Source organism: Sulfitobacter sp. SH24, assembly GCF_965641895.1.
GTDB lineage: Bacteria > Pseudomonadota > Alphaproteobacteria > Rhodobacterales > Rhodobacteraceae > Sulfitobacter > Sulfitobacter dubius.
On sequence record NZ_OZ282575.1, the window covers coordinates 309,892 to 324,899 of the forward strand.

At 60.7% G+C, this 15,008-nt stretch carries 15 protein-coding genes and 1 other RNA gene; 8 read left to right on the top strand and 8 right to left on the bottom strand.

What is annotated here, in order from left to right; all coding sequences use genetic code 11:
- The first annotated feature begins 45 nt into the window (after window positions 1–45).
- Window positions 46–1,056, top strand: coding sequence for an NAD(P)H-quinone oxidoreductase (locus tag ACSQ16_RS03925; RefSeq protein WP_243261603.1), 1,011 nt, complete (start codon window positions 46–48; stop codon window positions 1,054–1,056).
- Window positions 1,057–1,214: 158 nt separating this feature from the next.
- Here ACSQ16_RS03925 and ACSQ16_RS03930 read toward each other — a convergent pair whose 3' ends face one another.
- Window positions 1,215–1,859 (bottom strand): ribonuclease T2, encoded by a 645-nt coding sequence (locus tag ACSQ16_RS03930; RefSeq protein WP_243261602.1) that lies wholly within the window; start codon window positions 1,857–1,859, stop codon window positions 1,215–1,217.
- Window positions 1,860–1,982: 123 nt separating this feature from the next.
- Here ACSQ16_RS03930 and ACSQ16_RS03935 point away from each other — a divergent pair, with 123 nt between their 5' ends.
- The 3 genes from ACSQ16_RS03935 (at window position 1,983) to ACSQ16_RS03945 (ending at window position 5,366) form a co-directional block, all read left to right on the top strand.
- A complete protein-coding gene (locus tag ACSQ16_RS03935; protein ID WP_093927346.1) occupies window positions 1,983–2,759 on the top strand; it encodes a DUF1013 domain-containing protein in 777 nt (258 codons plus the stop codon).
- Between the two features lie 138 nt (window positions 2,760–2,897).
- Window positions 2,898–4,001, top strand: a complete 1,104-nt coding sequence (locus ACSQ16_RS03940; protein WP_243261601.1) for an endonuclease/exonuclease/phosphatase family protein — start codon at window positions 2,898–2,900, stop codon at window positions 3,999–4,001.
- 186 nt (window positions 4,002–4,187) lie between these two features.
- A complete protein-coding gene (locus tag ACSQ16_RS03945) occupies window positions 4,188–5,366 on the top strand; it encodes a type III PLP-dependent enzyme (protein WP_243261600.1) in 1,179 nt (392 codons plus the stop codon).
- Window positions 5,367–5,444: 78 nt separating this feature from the next.
- Here ACSQ16_RS03945 and recR read toward each other — a convergent pair whose 3' ends face one another.
- The 4 genes from recR to ACSQ16_RS03965 all read right to left on the bottom strand — a co-directional run bounded on the left by recR (window position 5,445) and on the right by ACSQ16_RS03965 (window position 8,690).
- On the bottom strand, window positions 5,445–6,038 hold the full coding sequence (recR, locus tag ACSQ16_RS03950; RefSeq protein ID WP_243261599.1) for a recombination mediator RecR: 594 nt from the start codon (window positions 6,036–6,038) through the stop codon (window positions 5,445–5,447).
- Between the two features lie 51 nt (window positions 6,039–6,089).
- Complete coding sequence (locus ACSQ16_RS03955) at window positions 6,090–6,434, bottom strand: YbaB/EbfC family nucleoid-associated protein (protein ID WP_067624876.1); 345 nt, start codon at window positions 6,432–6,434, stop codon at window positions 6,090–6,092.
- 52 nt (window positions 6,435–6,486) lie between these two features.
- On the bottom strand, window positions 6,487–8,250 hold the full coding sequence (locus tag ACSQ16_RS03960; protein WP_243261598.1) for a DNA polymerase III subunit gamma/tau: 1,764 nt from the start codon (window positions 8,248–8,250) through the stop codon (window positions 6,487–6,489).
- Window positions 8,251–8,327: 77 nt separating this feature from the next.
- Window positions 8,328–8,690, bottom strand: a complete 363-nt coding sequence (locus tag ACSQ16_RS03965) for a YidH family protein (protein ID WP_243261597.1) — start codon at window positions 8,688–8,690, stop codon at window positions 8,328–8,330.
- A 62-nt stretch (window positions 8,691–8,752) separates the two neighbouring features.
- Here ACSQ16_RS03965 and ypfJ point away from each other — a divergent pair, with 62 nt between their 5' ends.
- Window positions 8,753–9,586 (top strand): KPN_02809 family neutral zinc metallopeptidase, encoded by an 834-nt coding sequence (gene ypfJ / locus ACSQ16_RS03970; RefSeq protein WP_243261596.1) that lies wholly within the window; start codon window positions 8,753–8,755, stop codon window positions 9,584–9,586.
- Between the two features lie 194 nt (window positions 9,587–9,780).
- Here ypfJ and ffs read toward each other — a convergent pair.
- Window positions 9,781–9,878, bottom strand: an RNA gene (ffs, locus tag ACSQ16_RS03975) — signal recognition particle sRNA small type.
- Window positions 9,879–9,915: 37 nt separating this feature from the next.
- A complete protein-coding gene (locus ACSQ16_RS03980; RefSeq protein WP_435988593.1) occupies window positions 9,916–11,658 on the bottom strand; it encodes a 5'-nucleotidase C-terminal domain-containing protein in 1,743 nt (580 codons plus the stop codon).
- A 257-nt stretch (window positions 11,659–11,915) separates the two neighbouring features.
- On the opposite strand from ACSQ16_RS03980, the gene nudC reads away from it, so the two are divergent.
- Together nudC and ACSQ16_RS03990 are read left to right on the top strand one after the other, a co-directional pair.
- A complete protein-coding gene (gene nudC, locus ACSQ16_RS03985; protein ID WP_243261594.1) occupies window positions 11,916–12,884 on the top strand; it encodes an NAD(+) diphosphatase in 969 nt (322 codons plus the stop codon).
- A 62-nt stretch (window positions 12,885–12,946) separates the two neighbouring features.
- Window positions 12,947–13,420, top strand: coding sequence for an SRPBCC family protein (locus ACSQ16_RS03990; protein WP_243261593.1), 474 nt, complete (start codon window positions 12,947–12,949; stop codon window positions 13,418–13,420).
- Window positions 13,421–13,431: 11 nt separating this feature from the next.
- Here the strand turns inward: ACSQ16_RS03990 and ACSQ16_RS03995 are convergent, their stop codons facing one another.
- Window positions 13,432–14,289 (bottom strand): prephenate dehydratase, encoded by an 858-nt coding sequence (locus ACSQ16_RS03995; protein ID WP_243261592.1) that lies wholly within the window; start codon window positions 14,287–14,289, stop codon window positions 13,432–13,434.
- 154 nt (window positions 14,290–14,443) lie between these two features.
- Here ACSQ16_RS03995 and ACSQ16_RS04000 point away from each other — a divergent pair, with 154 nt between their 5' ends.
- Window positions 14,444–14,944, top strand: a complete 501-nt coding sequence (locus ACSQ16_RS04000; protein WP_093927335.1) for a c-type cytochrome — start codon at window positions 14,444–14,446, stop codon at window positions 14,942–14,944.
- Window positions 14,945–15,008: the final 64 nt, after the last annotated feature.

Genomic DNA, 15,008 nt, shown 5'->3' on the forward strand with positions numbered 1-15,008 from the left:
CGCCCGTTAGGCTGCGGCAAAACCAGACCCGAGGATACTTCAGACATGACACAGACCATGCGTGCAATCGAAATCACCGAACCCGGCGGTCCGGACGTTCTGCAAGGCACGACCCGCCCCCGGCCCCAACCGAGACACGGGCAGGTTATCATCAAGGTCGCCTATGCCGGGGTGAACCGTCCTGATGCGCTTCAGCGTGCGGGCAAATACGCGCCCCCCGCCACCGCCAGTGATCTGCCGGGGCTGGAGGCGTCGGGTGAGGTCGTCGAGGTCGGGCCCGGGGTGACGACACTGGCACCGGGGGATCTGGTCTGCGCGCTGTTGCCCGGTGGCGGCTATGCCGAGTATGTGGCGACGCCCGCCGCGCATTGCCTGCCGATCCCCGAAGGGATGGGGCTGAAAGAAGCCGCTTGTTTGCCTGAGACCTTCTTTACCGTCTGGTCCAACCTTTTCATGCGGGGCGGGCTCAAAGCCGGAGAGAAAGTGTTGATCCACGGCGGCTCTTCCGGGATCGGCACTACGGCGATTCAACTGGCGCGCATCTTGGGCGCGCGGGTGTTCGTGACCGCGGGCACGGATAGCAAATGCACCGCTTGCATGAAGTTGGGTGCCGAAGTGGCGATCAACTACCGGGATACGGATTTCGTTGACGTGCTGCAGGCCGAGGGCGGTGCGGATGTGATCCTCGACATGGTGGGCGGCAGCTATATCAACCGCAACCTCAAGGCTTTGGCCGAGGACGGCAGGCTGGTGCAGATCGCTTTTCTGCAGGGGGCCAAGCAAGAGGTAAACTTTGTCACGCTGATGACCCGTCGCCTGACCATGACCGGTTCGACCCTACGGCCCCAAAGTGACCTTGCCAAAGCGCGGATCGCTGAGGAATTGCTGCAAAACGTCTGGCCGCTGTTGGAGGCTGGGCGCGTGGCCCCGGTGATGGACAGCACCTATGATCTTTCAGGGGCAAACGACGCGCACCGCCGGATGGAGGCCAGTGGCCATATCGGCAAGATCGTCTTGACAGTGGGCGGAGAGCTGAGTGCCGAAGAAGATGAGTAAAGGTTGAGACAGTAACGAATTGTTAAGAAACTATTCGTTTACTTTAAGCACGGAATGGGACGCCATCACCCGTGTTGGAGAGAGAGCCGTAAGGCAATTGATAGCGGGGGAGGAAATTATGCCTCTCCCGCTTTCACATCAATAGCTGTCTCGATGCTTTAGCGCAGGGGGGTGAACAGAGCGTTATCAAGGCTACAATCGCGTCGCACATCCGGACCGCAAGGAATGAAGTCGAGACTGCGCGAGAGGCAGATGCGTGCCTCTTGAATATGATCTTGACTACAGGTGATGGTAATCCCTTGGTCGGTCAGATCGGGGTTTGCTTTCAAAAATGCTTGTTCGACAACTGCGGCTGGCAGGGCAACGGTACGGTCCAGCTTGCGAAACACCTCTGGGCGGTTGATGCGTGCGTAAGCCTCTCGGGAAAGGGCGAAATAATCCGCCGGGTCCAGTCCGCTGCAAGAGCCGTGTTTCTTCCATTGATGCCATGCCAAACCGCCAGTTCCCATGATATCGGTCATGGCCCCGGTTTGAGCGCGGCTGGGCGGGCGCCGACCGCTTTGACAGTAAGACGGATACCCGCGTGTGAACTGCGGCCAAAGCCCATGCAGGGTCCAGCCATGGTCCTTATCCGCATCGCATTGCGGGGACTGGCGCGCATCGCCGGTCAATTCGCACCAATTTGGTGACCAAGACAGAGACATGACATAGTAATCGAATTCGCCTGAGCGCTCCCCTTCGGCCAGCGTGGCGATGGGGGCAAGCAGCCCGAGGATCAGCAGACAGGCGCGCAGTGGCCGCATTGGGTCTTTCCTTATGAAGTTTGAGTTAGTATACAGCCGCCAACTTCCCCGACAATGAAGACCGTTCTGCCAGACAGGACAGCCTTTCAGGCGACGGGAAAATTGCGTTTTTAGGAGAGTGACATGGCAAAACCGATTATGGCCAAAGCCACCGCCGTTTGGCTCGTGGACAACACCACCATCAGCTTCAAGCAGATCGCCGATTTCGTCGGGATGCATGAGTTGGAAGTGCAGGGCATCGCCGATGGCGACGTTGCACAGGGTGTGAAAGGGTTTGACCCGGTTGCCAACAACCAGCTGACGCAAGAAGAAATTGACGCGGCGCAAGACAACCCGATGCACAAGCTGAAGCTCAAGTTCAACGCCGCCGCCGAGGGCGAAGAAAAACGCCGCGGCCCGCGCTACACACCGCTCAGCAAACGTCAGGACCGTCCGGCGTCGATCTTGTGGTTGGTCAAGTTCCACCCCGAACTCAGCGACGGTCAGGTCAGCAAGCTGGTGGGCACCACCAAGCCGACGATCCAAGCGATTCGCGAGCGCACGCACTGGAACATCTCCAACATCCAGCCAATCGATCCGGTTGCTCTTGGCCTGTGCAAACAATCCGAACTTGATGCTGCCGTGCAAAAGGCTGCCGCGAAAAAGGCCGCTGCGGGCGAAGTGATGAACGACGACGAGCGCCGCAAGCTGGTGTCGACAGAGCAGAGCCTTGGCATGGATAACGAGCCCAAGATCCCAACGGCCATCGAAGGTCTGGAAACATTCACCCTCTCCGGCAACAGCACGGACGACGATGAAGAAGATCACTCGAAGGGCGATTACTCAGATGCCGACAGCTTCTTCTCGCTGCCCGACAGCACCGAAGAAGATGACGACGCCGAGGATAAGGCCAAGGGTTAAGCCCCCTCAGAGCGGTGCGGCGGAAGGAACTTTCGCCACAAGGATGTGTTAAAGTGACAGGGCGTCGGTTTCTCCGACGCCCTGTTTTGTATTTGAGATAGGGGCGCATCGCGCTGGGGGATGAATTTGGAAACGGCATTGGATTGGGCAATTTGGGGAATGGCGGCGTTGCTGATCCTGTGCAGTCTTCTGCCCCTGAGCAAACTGCCGTTCGGTGCGATCCGGGGGCTGGCATTTCCCCGCGAGCAATTTCTAGATTTGGCATTGCTGCTGGCGGCAGCTTTTGCACTAACGCAGGGCGCGACGACCCCCTCCGGCATGGTGGGTATCGCGCTGATGCTGGGCGTGGCTGCGCTTCAGTCCCTATATATCATCAAATTCACCCCGATTTGGCACAAACAATCGTTGGCTGCGTCACCGGAATTGCGCAGAAAGACGGACCGCCAGTTCAGTCTGGTGGCTGCGAACGTCAAAAAATCCAACCGCGACTATGGCAAACTTATTGCCCTTGTTGAGGCACGCGTGCCGGATATCTTCATGGCTATCGAGGTGGATCAGGATTGGATTGACGCCTTAGACAACGGGCTGGGCAAAAATTATGATCAGCGCATCGATGTACCGCTCGATAATGGCTATGGGCTGTGTGTCATGTCTAAGCTGCCGCTGTCTGAGGTGGAGGTCCGTGAATTGGTAACGCGTGAGGTGCCGTCAATCCGCGCCCGGGTGCATCTGCCGATGGGGGAGGATTTTCGCCTCTATGTCGTGCACCCCGAACCGCCTGTGATCGAACATGACACAAAGGGCCGCGACAGCGAGATTGCGATGGTCGGTATCGAAGCTGAGAAAGACTCGCTGCCTGCCGTGGTGACAGGCGATCTGAATGACGTGGCGTGGTCCACGACGACGCGGCGGTTCCAGCGGCTTTCGGGCCTTTTGGATCCGCGCGTGGGGCGCGGCATGTACAATACCTTCAGCGCAACGATGCCTTGGATGCGCTGGCCGTTGGATCACCTGTTCCATGATCCGCAGTTTCGTCTGCTGGAAATGGACCGGCTTGATAAGATCGGCTCGGATCACTTCCCGATGTGGTTTGTGCTGGCCTTGGCCGAAACAGAAGCCGCTGAAAGCGATCCCGAAGGTGCCGACCGTGAGGAAGAAAAGAAAACTAAAGATATGATCAAAGAAGAACGAAAAAGGGACCGCGATCCCATCGGCAGTGACTGGGAAGACGAGCAAAACTAACAATCTGCATCAGGGGCAATTTTACCTCTTGTACGAATCCTAAAACGGCGTATGTGGCGCATTACAGACGCCAACGCACGCGCCTCTGGCCGGTCAGTTCCTACTCTGACTGACCCGCGTTTATGTAGCGACGGTAACGTCTCTTGAAACGACACGCGGGGAACGAGCCCCACCTGCTCTTTGGAGATGACCATGAATGCTACAGTCCCCGGCGCCCTGCGCGCCGCACCGTCCTTTCACGCCGACCCGGCTGCGGCCTATATCGCCGTCAACAGCTTTGACAAGCCAACGCTGGTGATCAGTCGCGACCGTGTGGCCGCGCAATATGACGCGCTGCACAAGGGCTTAGGCGACGCGCATATCCACTACGCGGTCAAGGCGAACCCGGCGCCGGAGATCATTCGTCTGCTGGTCAAGAAAGGCTCCGGCTTCGACGCGGCTTCGCGGGCCGAGATCGAACTGTGCCTGAGCCAAGGGGCGAAGCCCGAAAACATCTCTTTCGGCAACACCATCAAACGCGCTTCGGACATCGCCTTCGCCCATTCGGCGGGGGTGACCTTGTTCGCAGCCGACAGCGAAGCGGAGCTCGATAAGATCGCCGCCCATGCGCCCGGCGCGCGGGTCTACCTGCGCTTGATCGTTGAAAACTCCATGGCCGACTGGCCGCTCAGCCGGAAATTCGGCTGTGCCGGTTCGGCGCTGCCCGCGCTTCTGAACCATGCGGTGGCCGTGGGTCTTGTGCCATTTGGCCTGTCCTTTCACGTCGGCTCGCAGACCCGCAAGGCTGAGTTCTGGAACCCGGTGCTGGATCAGGTGGCACCTCTGTGGCACGCCGCTCGCGCGGACGGTCATGACCTGCAACTGCTGAACCTCGGCGGCGGTTTCCCCGCGTTCTACGGCGAGAATATCGAAGCGCCCCGCGCCTATGCCGCGGCCGTGATGCGCGCCGTCAAAGCCCGCTTTGGCGACGTGCCCCAGGTCATGGCAGAGCCGGGCCGTGGTCTGGTGGCCGAGGCTGGTCACATCGCTGCCGAAGTCATGCTGGTCAGCCGCAAGTCTGCGGATGATCTGCACCGCTGGGTCTATCTGGATATAGGTCGCTTCTCGGGACTGGCCGAGACCGAGGGCGAAGCGATTCGCTATCAGTTCGTCACCCCGCATGACGGCGAAGAGACCGGACCCTGCGTTTTGGCCGGCCCCTCCTGCGATTCGGCGGATATTCTCTACGAAAAACGCCCCATTCACCTGCCTTTGGCCCTGCGCGATGGCGATAAAGTGATGATTCGTGCTTGCGGAGCCTACACAAGCTCGTACAGTTCGGTTGGGTTCAACGGATTTCCGCCGCTTGATGTGATCGTGCTCTGACAGCACGATCTGCGTCGCCACGGAAAAGGGCCGTCTGCTTTGGGAGGAGCGGGCGGCCCGCTTTGATTCTGGGTAGGGTTAAATCGACTTACGCGCCTGCATTGCGGCGGTGATCGTCCCGTCGTCGAGGTAATCCAACTCCCCGCCAATCGGCACCCCTTGAGCGAGGGAGGTGAGCCGCACCCGGCCCTCCAACTGATCCGCGATGTAATGCGCCGTGGTCTGCCCGTCGATCGTGGCGTTGAGCGCGAGGATCACCTCGCTCACGCCTTCGGTGTCGATCCGGTCCACCAGACGCGGGATACGCAATTCCTGCGGGCCGATGGCATCCAGCGCCGAGAGCGTGCCGCCCAGCACATGATAGCGCCCCTTGAACACGCCGGACCGTTCCATCGCCCAAAGGTCGGCCACATCCTCGACCACGCAAAGCTCACCATTCGCGCGTTTTTCGGAGGTGCAGATATCACAGACATCAGCGGTGCCCACGTTGCCGCAGTTCAGACATTCCCGCGCCGTGACGGCGACGGTCTGCATCAGGTCAGACAGGGGGGTCAGCAGCAGCGCGCGCTTGCGGATCAGGTGCAGCACTGCGCGCCGGGCCGAGCGGGGGCCAAGGCCGGGCAATTTCGCCATCAGCTCAATCAGGGCGTCAATGTCGCGGGTAGAGCTCAAGAATGGCACCTGTGGGAAGAGGGAGGGGAGGGGCGTTTCCGCCCCAACCGTTTAGAAGGGCAGTTTCATACCTGCGGGCAGGCCCATGCCTTCGGTCAGCTTGCTCATCTCGGCCTGAGCGCGGTCCGAGGCTTTGCTCTGAGCATCCTTAATGGCGGCAAGGATCAGGTCTTCGACGACCTCTTTCTCGTCTTTGTTAAAGATCGACGGGTCGATATCGAGCCCCTTCAACTCACCCTTGGCGCTACAGGTCGCTTTGACGAGGCCCGCACCAGATTCACCCTCAACGGTGATGTTGTGCATCTCCTCTTGCAGTTCGGCCATTTTGCCCTGCATTTCCTGCGCTTTTTTCATCATCCCGGCCATATCGCCGAGGCCGCCTAATCCCTTGAGCATCTGGGGTCTCCTTGTTGTGTTGTCTTTTATATGTGGCGTGAGGGGGCGTGGATCAACCGTCCTCGAACGGATCCCATTCGTCTTCGACCTCTGGCAGCGCCTCTGCCGTGGCGGCGGCGGCGATGTCTTCGGGGGTCCGGATCGCGGTGATGCGGGCTTTGGGGAACTGTGCCAACACGGCCTGCATCATCGGATGTTCTTGGGCCTGTTTCTTCAGCGCCAGTTCGCGCGCGTCTCGGATCTGCGCGATGGTTTCGGCGCCGCCCTCATTGACCAGCGACACCGCCCAGCGGTTGCCGGTCCAGAGTTGCAGCTTTTGCCCCAGCCGTTGCGCCAGATCGCGCGGGGCGTCGTCGGTGGGGACGAATTCGATGCGACCGGGCTGATAGGCGGCCAGTTGCAGGCAGGTTTCGACCTCGACCAGCAGTTTTACATCGCGGTTCACGCGGATCAGCTCAACCACATGTTCGAATGTCGGGAAGCGGGCCAACGCGGCGTTCAGGTCTTGCGCCAAGGCGGTGGTCTGCCCCTGTGGACCGGGGTTCGATGCCATGCGCTGCTGGGCGTGTTGCACGGCCTGCGCGCCGGTGCTGCCTTGGGGCGCGCCATTGCCGCCGCCACCGGCACCACCGACGGGGCCGGGGGCCGGGGGTGGCGTGCTGTTTTGCAGCTTGCGTACCAGTTCCTCGGGCGAAGGCAGGTCGGCCACATGGGTCAGGCGGATCACGGCCATTTCGGCGGCCATCATCGCATTGGGCGCGGCGGCGACTTCGTCCAGCGCTTTCAGTAGCATTTGCCAGAGCCGCGTGAGCACCCGCATCGGCAGGGTCTCGGCCATTTGCTGACCGCGGGCACGTTCTTCGGGGGCGATTGTAGGGTCTTCGGCAGCGTCGGGGGTGATTTTCACAACCGACACCCAATGGGTGATCTCGGCCAGATCGCGCAGCACCGCCATCGGGTCGGCCCCATCGGCGTATTGCGCGGAAAGTTCGGTCAGCGCGGCACCGGCATCGCCGCGCAGCACCATGTCGAAAAGGTCCAGCACCCGACCACGGTCGGCCAGACCCAGCATCGCGCGGACCTGTTCGGCGCCGGTTTCGCCCGCGCCGTGGCTGATGGCCTGATCCAGCAGCGAGGTCGCGTCGCGGGCGGAGCCTTCGGCGGCGCGGGTGATGAGCGCCAGCGCGTCGTCGGTGATCTCGGCCCCCTCGGCTGTGGCGATTTTGCGCAGCAGAGCGATCATCACTTCGGGCTCGATCCGGCGCAGATCGAAGCGTTGGCAGCGCGACAGCACCGTCACCGGCACCTTGCGGATCTCGGTGGTCGCGAAGATGAATTTGACGTGTTCGGGTGGCTCTTCCAACGTCTTGAGCAGCGCGTTGAACGCGCCGGTTGAGAGCATGTGCACTTCGTCGATGATATAGACTTTGTAACGGGCCGAGGCCGCGCGGTAGTGTACCGAATCGATGATCTCGCGGATGTTGGCGACGCCAGTGTTCGAGGCCGCGTCCATCTCCATTACGTCGACGTGGCGGCCTTCCATGATGGCGGTGCAGTGCTCGCAGACGCCGCAGGGATCGGTCGTCGGCCCGCCGTTGCCGTCAGGCCCGATGCAGTTCATCCCCTTGGCGATGATCCGCGCCGTGGTGGTCTTACCGGTGCCGCGAATGCCCGTCATCACAAAAGCCTGCGCGATCCGGTCGGCTGCGAATGCGTTCTTGAGCGTGCGGACCATGGCATCTTGGCCGACGAGATCGGCGAAGGTTTCGGGCCGGTATTTGCGGGCCAGAACGCGGTAGGCGGATGTATCTGTCATGGTGCCCCAGATCGGATTCGGTCAAGGCCGTAAACTAGGCGCTCCGCGCCGTGGCGTCTACCGTGCTTGCGGAAGGCTCAGAGCATCCAGAGAATTGCGCCGACCCCGGCCGAGGCGAAAGCAAGGAGGATCGCCAAGATTTTCATGCGGCTGTTGGGTTGGGCATGGGCGTGATGGTCACTCAGCCGTTTTTGGGTTTTCGCCGCCGACGCCTGCGCGGCCCAATAGACATAGAGCGCGGCTATGATGAAGACCGATGCCACGGCTTTCGCCACCCATGTCGGCTCGAATTCTCCGAACACGGCGCGCAGACCGATCGCTACGGCCACGGCGGCCATGCCGGTGCGCAACCAGCCCGCAAAGGTGCGCTCATTGGCCAGAATCGTGCGATCCTCGGCCCAATCGGTGCGGTCTTCGGCTAGGTCATTCTTATCACTCATTGAACCAAACTGCGCTTTGCGCGTTCATGTGGCAATAAGCTTTGACATAGCGGGGACGATTTATGCGGTTGCGGGGAATTGGGCGGAGCAAGAATGTCATTCGCCGCAGCGGTGGGGCGGGCAAGGCAGGGGGGCTAGGTCTGGTCGGTGTGCTGGCGGTTTTGGCAATCGGCTATTTCACGGGCATTGACGTTACCCCGCTGCTGACCGGCCAAAGTGGCGGTCAGGTCCAACAGTCACGTCCGCTGAGCGACAGCGAAGATCCGCAGGTCGATTTTGCTGCCCGCGTGCTCACCACGACCGAGCAGGTTTGGAGCCGCGTCTTCCAAGAACAATTGGGGGAAACCTATACGCCGCCTCAACTCGTTGTGTTTGAGAATGTGACCCAAAGCGCCTGCGGTGGGGCCTCTGGCGCGACGGGGCCGTTCTACTGCCCGGCGGATAATATGGCCTATCTCGACACCGCGTTTTTCCGCACGTTGGACCAGCGCCTAGGTGCCGGAGGGGATTTCGCAGCAGCCTATGTGATCGCCCATGAGGTCGCGCACCACGTGCAGAATGAGATTGGCGTGCTGCCGCAGGTGGCACGGATGCGGCAGCAGTCCTCCGAGGTTGAGGCAAATGCCCTGACCGTGCGGCTTGAACTGATGGCTGATTGTTTCTCAGGGATCTGGGCGTCAAATGTCGAAGGGCTGATGGAGAAGGGCGACCTCGAAGAGGCGCTGAACGCGGCGCGGATGATCGGGGATGACCATTTGCAGCGTCAGGCCGGTCAGGTGCCGCAGCCACATACCTTTACCCACGGCACGTCAGAGCAGCGTGCGCGTTGGTTCGAGCGCGGCTATGAAAGCGGCGAGATGGCGCAGTGTGACACGTTTAAGGCGGACCAGTTGTGATGGGGTAAGGGGGAGCCCATCCCCATCGGGCCATCTACGTACAGCTGACCGCAAAAAGCGGCGTGCGCTTTATTGTGGCGAGCTGGAACATCATCCTGAGTGGGGGCAGTGTGAGGAAGTTTGGCTGCTTGCCCCTGTCATCGCTTCTGCGAAGCGACTACCGGGGCTCGCACCATTGCTGCGCAATAATGCTTGGGTGAGAGGCTGATAACGACCCAAGCGGGGCTCGTTACGGCTGCTTCCTTCCGGATCTGACCGGGTTGGCGAGGCGCCTGCCCGCACCAACCTCTCAATGCCCATATAGGAGAGAGAGGGCCAAAGTGCAAGCCTCACAGATGAAGCCGTATTTCTGCAAAACCTAAGGGCGTTGTTCCGCCGGGATTTGGGGAGAGATGCGCGATCTCTTTGATGAAGGGCAGCGCGTCGGGAGTGGTATGTAGGATTGCTTGTGCCTCCACAGCGCTGAAGCGCCATGGCGGGGCATCGGGCCAGAGGACGGCGCTTGGATCGGCGAGGGTGGTGATCAGCGCCTCCGACAATGGCATTGGATTGCGCAGCACCACAGTGGCCTTGGGCGCGCAATCGAATCCCCCCCCTCCGGCTGCGCGAAACTGGTTCGTGGCCAATAGATATTTCTGCTTTGCCGTCACTGGCACGCCTTGCCATGACAATGCGGTGATGCGGTCCCCCTGCGGGCGGCGCAGGTTGATCTCATAGGTTACACCGTGAATCGTATCAAAGTGGTAGGGCGGACGGTGTGGATCAATCAGCGGTCCCGCGACGGTCCCCAGCGGGGCAAAAACCTCTGCCGCAGTCTCCAACCACTGACGAAGGTCAGCACCCGTGACGCGCAGCGCCCAGACTTCGTTGCGATAGGGGACAAGTCCGGCGATATGGCGGCGCTGTACCGGTCCGGGCGGGATATGTAGAAAATGTCCCGGCCCAGCACGCCCCCCTGCCGTATGGGCGGCTGTTGCGACGAGGATGGGAAGATCGCCGTCGGGCGTACCGGCCACCCCTTCGCGTATCACCTTGGCCTGCGCGCGGGCGGTCAGTGCGTCAATGGCGGTGGGCATGGCAAGCGCGAAGAAGTTGTGCAGCGCCGTGTCGGTATGGCCGACGACCTCTTCCAATTGCGCACGGATTGCGGTGTGGTTTGGCCGTGCGGCACTCAGCACAACAGGGTCGGCTAGGGTGTTGACGGTGTTACAGCGCAGGCGGCTTTCGTGGCTCAATACGCTCCATCGTCCCTGCGCATTACGGTTAAGTGCAAGATCAAGAACAGCCAGATCAGACCCGCCAAAGCCCGGCATTGCAGCGGGTTTCCGTGAAAGCGTCCCGGCCTGCGCGTCCACACCGCTGCCTTCGGAATGATCTGGCCCTGGAAAGCGGCGGTGAGTGTGGCCGGTGATGACCGCGTCGATCCCGTCGACTTGAGCCAAGGCGCAGATGTCTTCTTCGACTTTGGCCTCGTCTTTATGTGCGATGCCCATATGGGCCAGCAGAACGATCAGATCAGCCCCCGCTGCCCGCAATTTTGGCACCGCGGACCGAAGGCTTTCCAACGCACAGGTGATTTGGGCTTGGCCTTCCAAAACATCACGGTTCCAAATTTTCGTCTTGATTGGCAGCACGGAAAGCAGGCCAATCTGTAGTGTTGCGGCCGTAGGGAGAGCCGCCATCGGCAGGGGGCAAGTGGCGATGGCCCAGTGACGTAATGGGCCGGGTTCGGTCAGATGCAGGTTGGTCGATACCAGCGGCATGTCGAGCGCGCCCGCAACCGCGCGGAGATACGGCAGCCCATGGTCGAGGTCATGATTGCCCAAGCCAATGGCGTCATACCGCAAGTGATTCAAACAGGCGATGACGGGGTGCGCGGGGGATACGGCCATCTGCGCCAGTTGGTCACCCATCGCATTGCCCTGCAGCAGATCACCGTTGTCCAGCAAAACGCAAGCGGCACCTTGGGCTGCGGCCTCTTGCCGGGCGGTCCGGATAAGCGTGGCGATGCCCGCCAGCCCATGATGCCCGACAGAACGGTCACTGACATAATCATGCCCAACAATTTGCATGTGTAAATCGGTGGTGGCGAGAATGCGTAGACGTGTTTCAGCCGGGGTGGTTCCTACAGGAGGATCGGCACCGGCCGAGGCATATGAGCAGCGTCTGTCCACCGAAAAAGTAATCACTCGTTAAAATCACACAACTTTAAGGTGTTTTTATATGAGCACAATACAACCTTTATGGCAAGTGGGGATGGGATTGCCAATATTGCGCGCGCTGTGGCATGGCTTGGCCCAAAGCGGAAAACCCGCGTCAGGAGAGCGCCATGCGTCATGCGGAAACGGTAACTTTTGGAGGCTCGGCGCTGGATCGTGCGGGCGAGCTGCGCGGCAATACCGATGCGCTGGAACAGCTCCGGGCCGACCCTGCGGCGCGGGCCATCGTTTTTTGGCGCGGCAAGCCTTTGATAGCGCCCGAACGTCCTGCCGCCTTGGTGCGGCTGCCTCTGGATCACCCGGCGTTGAAGGAGGCCGATGGCTCAGCGATCTTGCTGGGCCGCGAGGACGGAGCGGCGCGGTTTGCGGTCGATCTCTCCAACTGGCAACCTGCCGATCTGGATCAATCGCAACTGGGTGCCTTCCTTGACCCTAGCGAGCAGCGTCACCCGCTGTTGGGCGAAGACATGGCCTTTGCCGAATTGCGGCGGGTGATGACGTGGCTTGATCCGCGCGACGCGGAATTGGCCGCCAGCGGTAAAGCGATCCTTGGCTGGCATGAAACTCACCGCCATTGTGCTCGCTGCGGCTGCGCGACCGATCTGGCGCAGGGGGGGTGGCAGCGGGTCTGCCCAAGTTGCGGTGCCGCGCATTTCCCGCGCACTGACCCGGTGGTTATCATGCTAATCACGCACGGAAATTCCGTCCTCATGGGCCGTTCCCCGGGCTGGCCCGAAGGGATGTATTCGCTGCTTGCGGGCTTTGTTGAACCGGGCGAGACGGTCGAGGCTGCCGTACGTCGTGAGGTTTTTGAAGAAGCGGGCGTACAGGTCGGCGCGGTGGATTACCTATCTAGTCAGCCGTGGCCTTTCCCGGCGTCGTTGATGCTGGGCTGCGCTGGCGAAGCTCTCAGCCGTGAGTTGATCATCGACCCGGTTGAGATCGAAGACGCGCTTTGGGTTGCCCGAGAAGAAATGATGGACGTTTTTGACGGAAGCCATCCGCGCCTGATGCCTGCCCGGCGCGGGGCCATCGCGCATTTCTTGCTGGAAAACTGGCTTGCGGATACACTGCGTTAACAGGCCCCGCCGTCACTACGGTGTTGACGAACAATACGAGCAGAAGAATTGGAACGGACGTAATGAAATTCTCGACCAAAGAAGACGTCGAAGCGCCGATTGAAGCGGTATTTGACATGCTGTGCGATTTTGAGAGCTTTGAGCGGTCCGCCATGCGGCGCGGGGCCGAGGTGCAGCGCGTTGATACCATGCCCAAGGCCGGCGTTGGCATGACATGGAATGCGGTTTTCCCCCTGCGCGGCAAGCGTCGGGAGTTAACGCTTGAGATGGTCAGTTTTGACCGGCCCAACGAGATGGTGATCGACAGCATGTCGCAGGGTCTGGCCGGGCAGATGTCGTTTGAACTGATGTCCCTGTCGCGCAACAGCACGCGGGTGCTGGTGGCGCTAGAAATCAAACCTTTGAACCTCTCGTCGCGGCTATGGGTGCAATCGCTAAAGTTGGCCAAGACGACCTTGAACAAGAAATACAAAGAACGCGTGGCTGATTATGCACGGGGCATGGAAGAACGCCACGCCCGCGGCATTCAGGCCTAAATCCGCGCGTGTCACATCCCGGTCGGTGCACCCCGGTCGGGATGGGCGGGATAGACGCCTAGAATTTTCAGCATATTGGTAAAGTAGCCCAGTTCATCCAGCGCGCGTTTTACGGCCGGGTCTTCGGGGTGGCCTTCAATGTCGGCGTAGAACTGTGTTGCGGTGAAGGAACCGCCGACCATATAGCTTTCCAACTTGGTCATGTTTACACCGTTGGTCGCGAACCCGCCCATCGCTTTGTATAGGGCGGCGGGGATGTTGCGCACCTCAAAGACAAAGGTGGTCAGCATCCGCTCGGACCTGCGGCTGAGATCAATCTCGGGCGCCATCAGCAAAAAGCGGGTGGTGTTGTGGTCCATATCCTCAATGTCGCGGGCCAGCACATTGAGGCCGTTGATCTCTGCCGCGACCTCACCGGCCAGCACCCCATCGGTGCTGCCTTCGGTGGCGGCCAATTCGGTAGCGGCCCCGGCGGAATCAGCGGCTGGCTCGGACGTGATGCCGTGTTCTTGCAAGAAGCTGCGGGCCTGCGGCAGCAACACCAGATGCGCGCGAACATGTTTGATGTCTTCCAGTGCCACACCGGGGCGGGCCATCAAGGCGATGCGCACCCGCACAAAGGCCTCGCCGATGATATGCAGCCCGCTTTCGGGCAGCAGCCGGTGAATATCTGCCACGCGCCCGTATGTGGTGTTTTCCACGGGCAACATCGCCAGATCCGCACGACCCTCGCTGACCGCGCGAAAAACCCCTTCGAACGATTGGCACGGCACCGGTTCCATGTCGGGGCAAGCGCGAATGCAAGCCTCATGACTATAGGAGCCAAGGGCCCCCTGAAAGGCGATGCGGGGCGTGGTCTGGGGGGTCATGGATCGTATCCTGCTGCAAAAGGCGCGGGGAAGGGCAATTGGTCGCGGTAACTACACCTTGCCTGCGCCAAGGGAAAGCAATAGATACGCGGGCAACGATGCCAAGAACCATGGCCCGCCCATGGTACCAATACCAAGTGATGGACCCTGACGCATGTTCGATACAATGACCCTGACAAAAATCGCAGCCGGCGTATTCGGCGCCTGGTTGGTGCTTCTGCTGGGCAAATGGGCGGGTGAAGAGATTTACCATGCCGATGCTCATGGGGAAGCGTCCTATGTGATCGAAGTGGCGGACGCCGGCGGTGACGAAGGCGGCGAAGAGATCGATTTTGCTGCTGTCATGGCCGAAGCCGATGCCGACAGCGGCTCCAAAGTGTTCCGCAAATGCGCCGCCTGCCACAAGGTTGACGGGTCCAACGCAGTTGGTCCGCACCTTGACGGTGTGGTTGGCCGTGACATCGCCGCCGTTGGTGATTTCGGCTACTCCGGCGCGCTGACCTCGCTCGACGGAAGCTGGACCCCGGAAGAGCTGAGCGCCTTCCTTACGAGCCCCAAAGGCTATGCTCCGGGCACCACCATGGGTTTCGCCGGTCTGCGTAAAGTCGAAGACCGCGCTGACGTGATCGCCTACCTGCAAAGCGTTTCCAACTAAGTCCACGCTGCAATGCGTGAGTGAAAGCCGCCCCAAGGGGCGGCTTTTGCGTTTTTGGCGGGTG

Excerpts from the sequence above, each read along its gene's own strand:
- ACSQ16_RS03925 (WP_243261603.1), top strand. The coding sequence starts at position 46 with ATGACACAGACCATGCGTGCAATCGAAATCACCGAACCCGGCGGTCCG.
- ACSQ16_RS03930 (WP_243261602.1), bottom strand. The coding sequence starts at position 1,859 with ATGCGGCCACTGCGCGCCTGTCTGCTGATCCTCGGGCTGCTTGCCCCC.
- ACSQ16_RS03935 (WP_093927346.1), top strand. The coding sequence starts at position 1,983 with ATGGCAAAACCGATTATGGCCAAAGCCACCGCCGTTTGGCTCGTGGAC.
- ACSQ16_RS03945 (WP_243261600.1), top strand. The coding sequence starts at position 4,188 with ATGACCATGAATGCTACAGTCCCCGGCGCCCTGCGCGCCGCACCGTCC.
- ACSQ16_RS03955 (WP_067624876.1), bottom strand. The coding sequence starts at position 6,434 with ATGCTCAAGGGATTAGGCGGCCTCGGCGATATGGCCGGGATGATGAAA.
- ACSQ16_RS03960 (WP_243261598.1), bottom strand. The coding sequence starts at position 8,250 with ATGACAGATACATCCGCCTACCGCGTTCTGGCCCGCAAATACCGGCCC.
- ACSQ16_RS03965 (WP_243261597.1), bottom strand. The coding sequence starts at position 8,690 with ATGAGTGATAAGAATGACCTAGCCGAAGACCGCACCGATTGGGCCGAG.
- ypfJ (WP_243261596.1), top strand. The coding sequence starts at position 8,753 with ATGCGGTTGCGGGGAATTGGGCGGAGCAAGAATGTCATTCGCCGCAGC.
- ACSQ16_RS03980 (WP_435988593.1), bottom strand. The coding sequence starts at position 11,658 with ATGCAAATTGTTGGGCATGATTATGTCAGTGACCGTTCTGTCGGGCAT.
- nudC (WP_243261594.1), top strand. The coding sequence starts at position 11,916 with ATGCGTCATGCGGAAACGGTAACTTTTGGAGGCTCGGCGCTGGATCGT.
- ACSQ16_RS03990 (WP_243261593.1), top strand. The coding sequence starts at position 12,947 with ATGAAATTCTCGACCAAAGAAGACGTCGAAGCGCCGATTGAAGCGGTA.
- ACSQ16_RS03995 (WP_243261592.1), bottom strand. The coding sequence starts at position 14,289 with ATGACCCCCCAGACCACGCCCCGCATCGCCTTTCAGGGGGCCCTTGGC.
- ACSQ16_RS04000 (WP_093927335.1), top strand. The coding sequence starts at position 14,444 with ATGTTCGATACAATGACCCTGACAAAAATCGCAGCCGGCGTATTCGGC.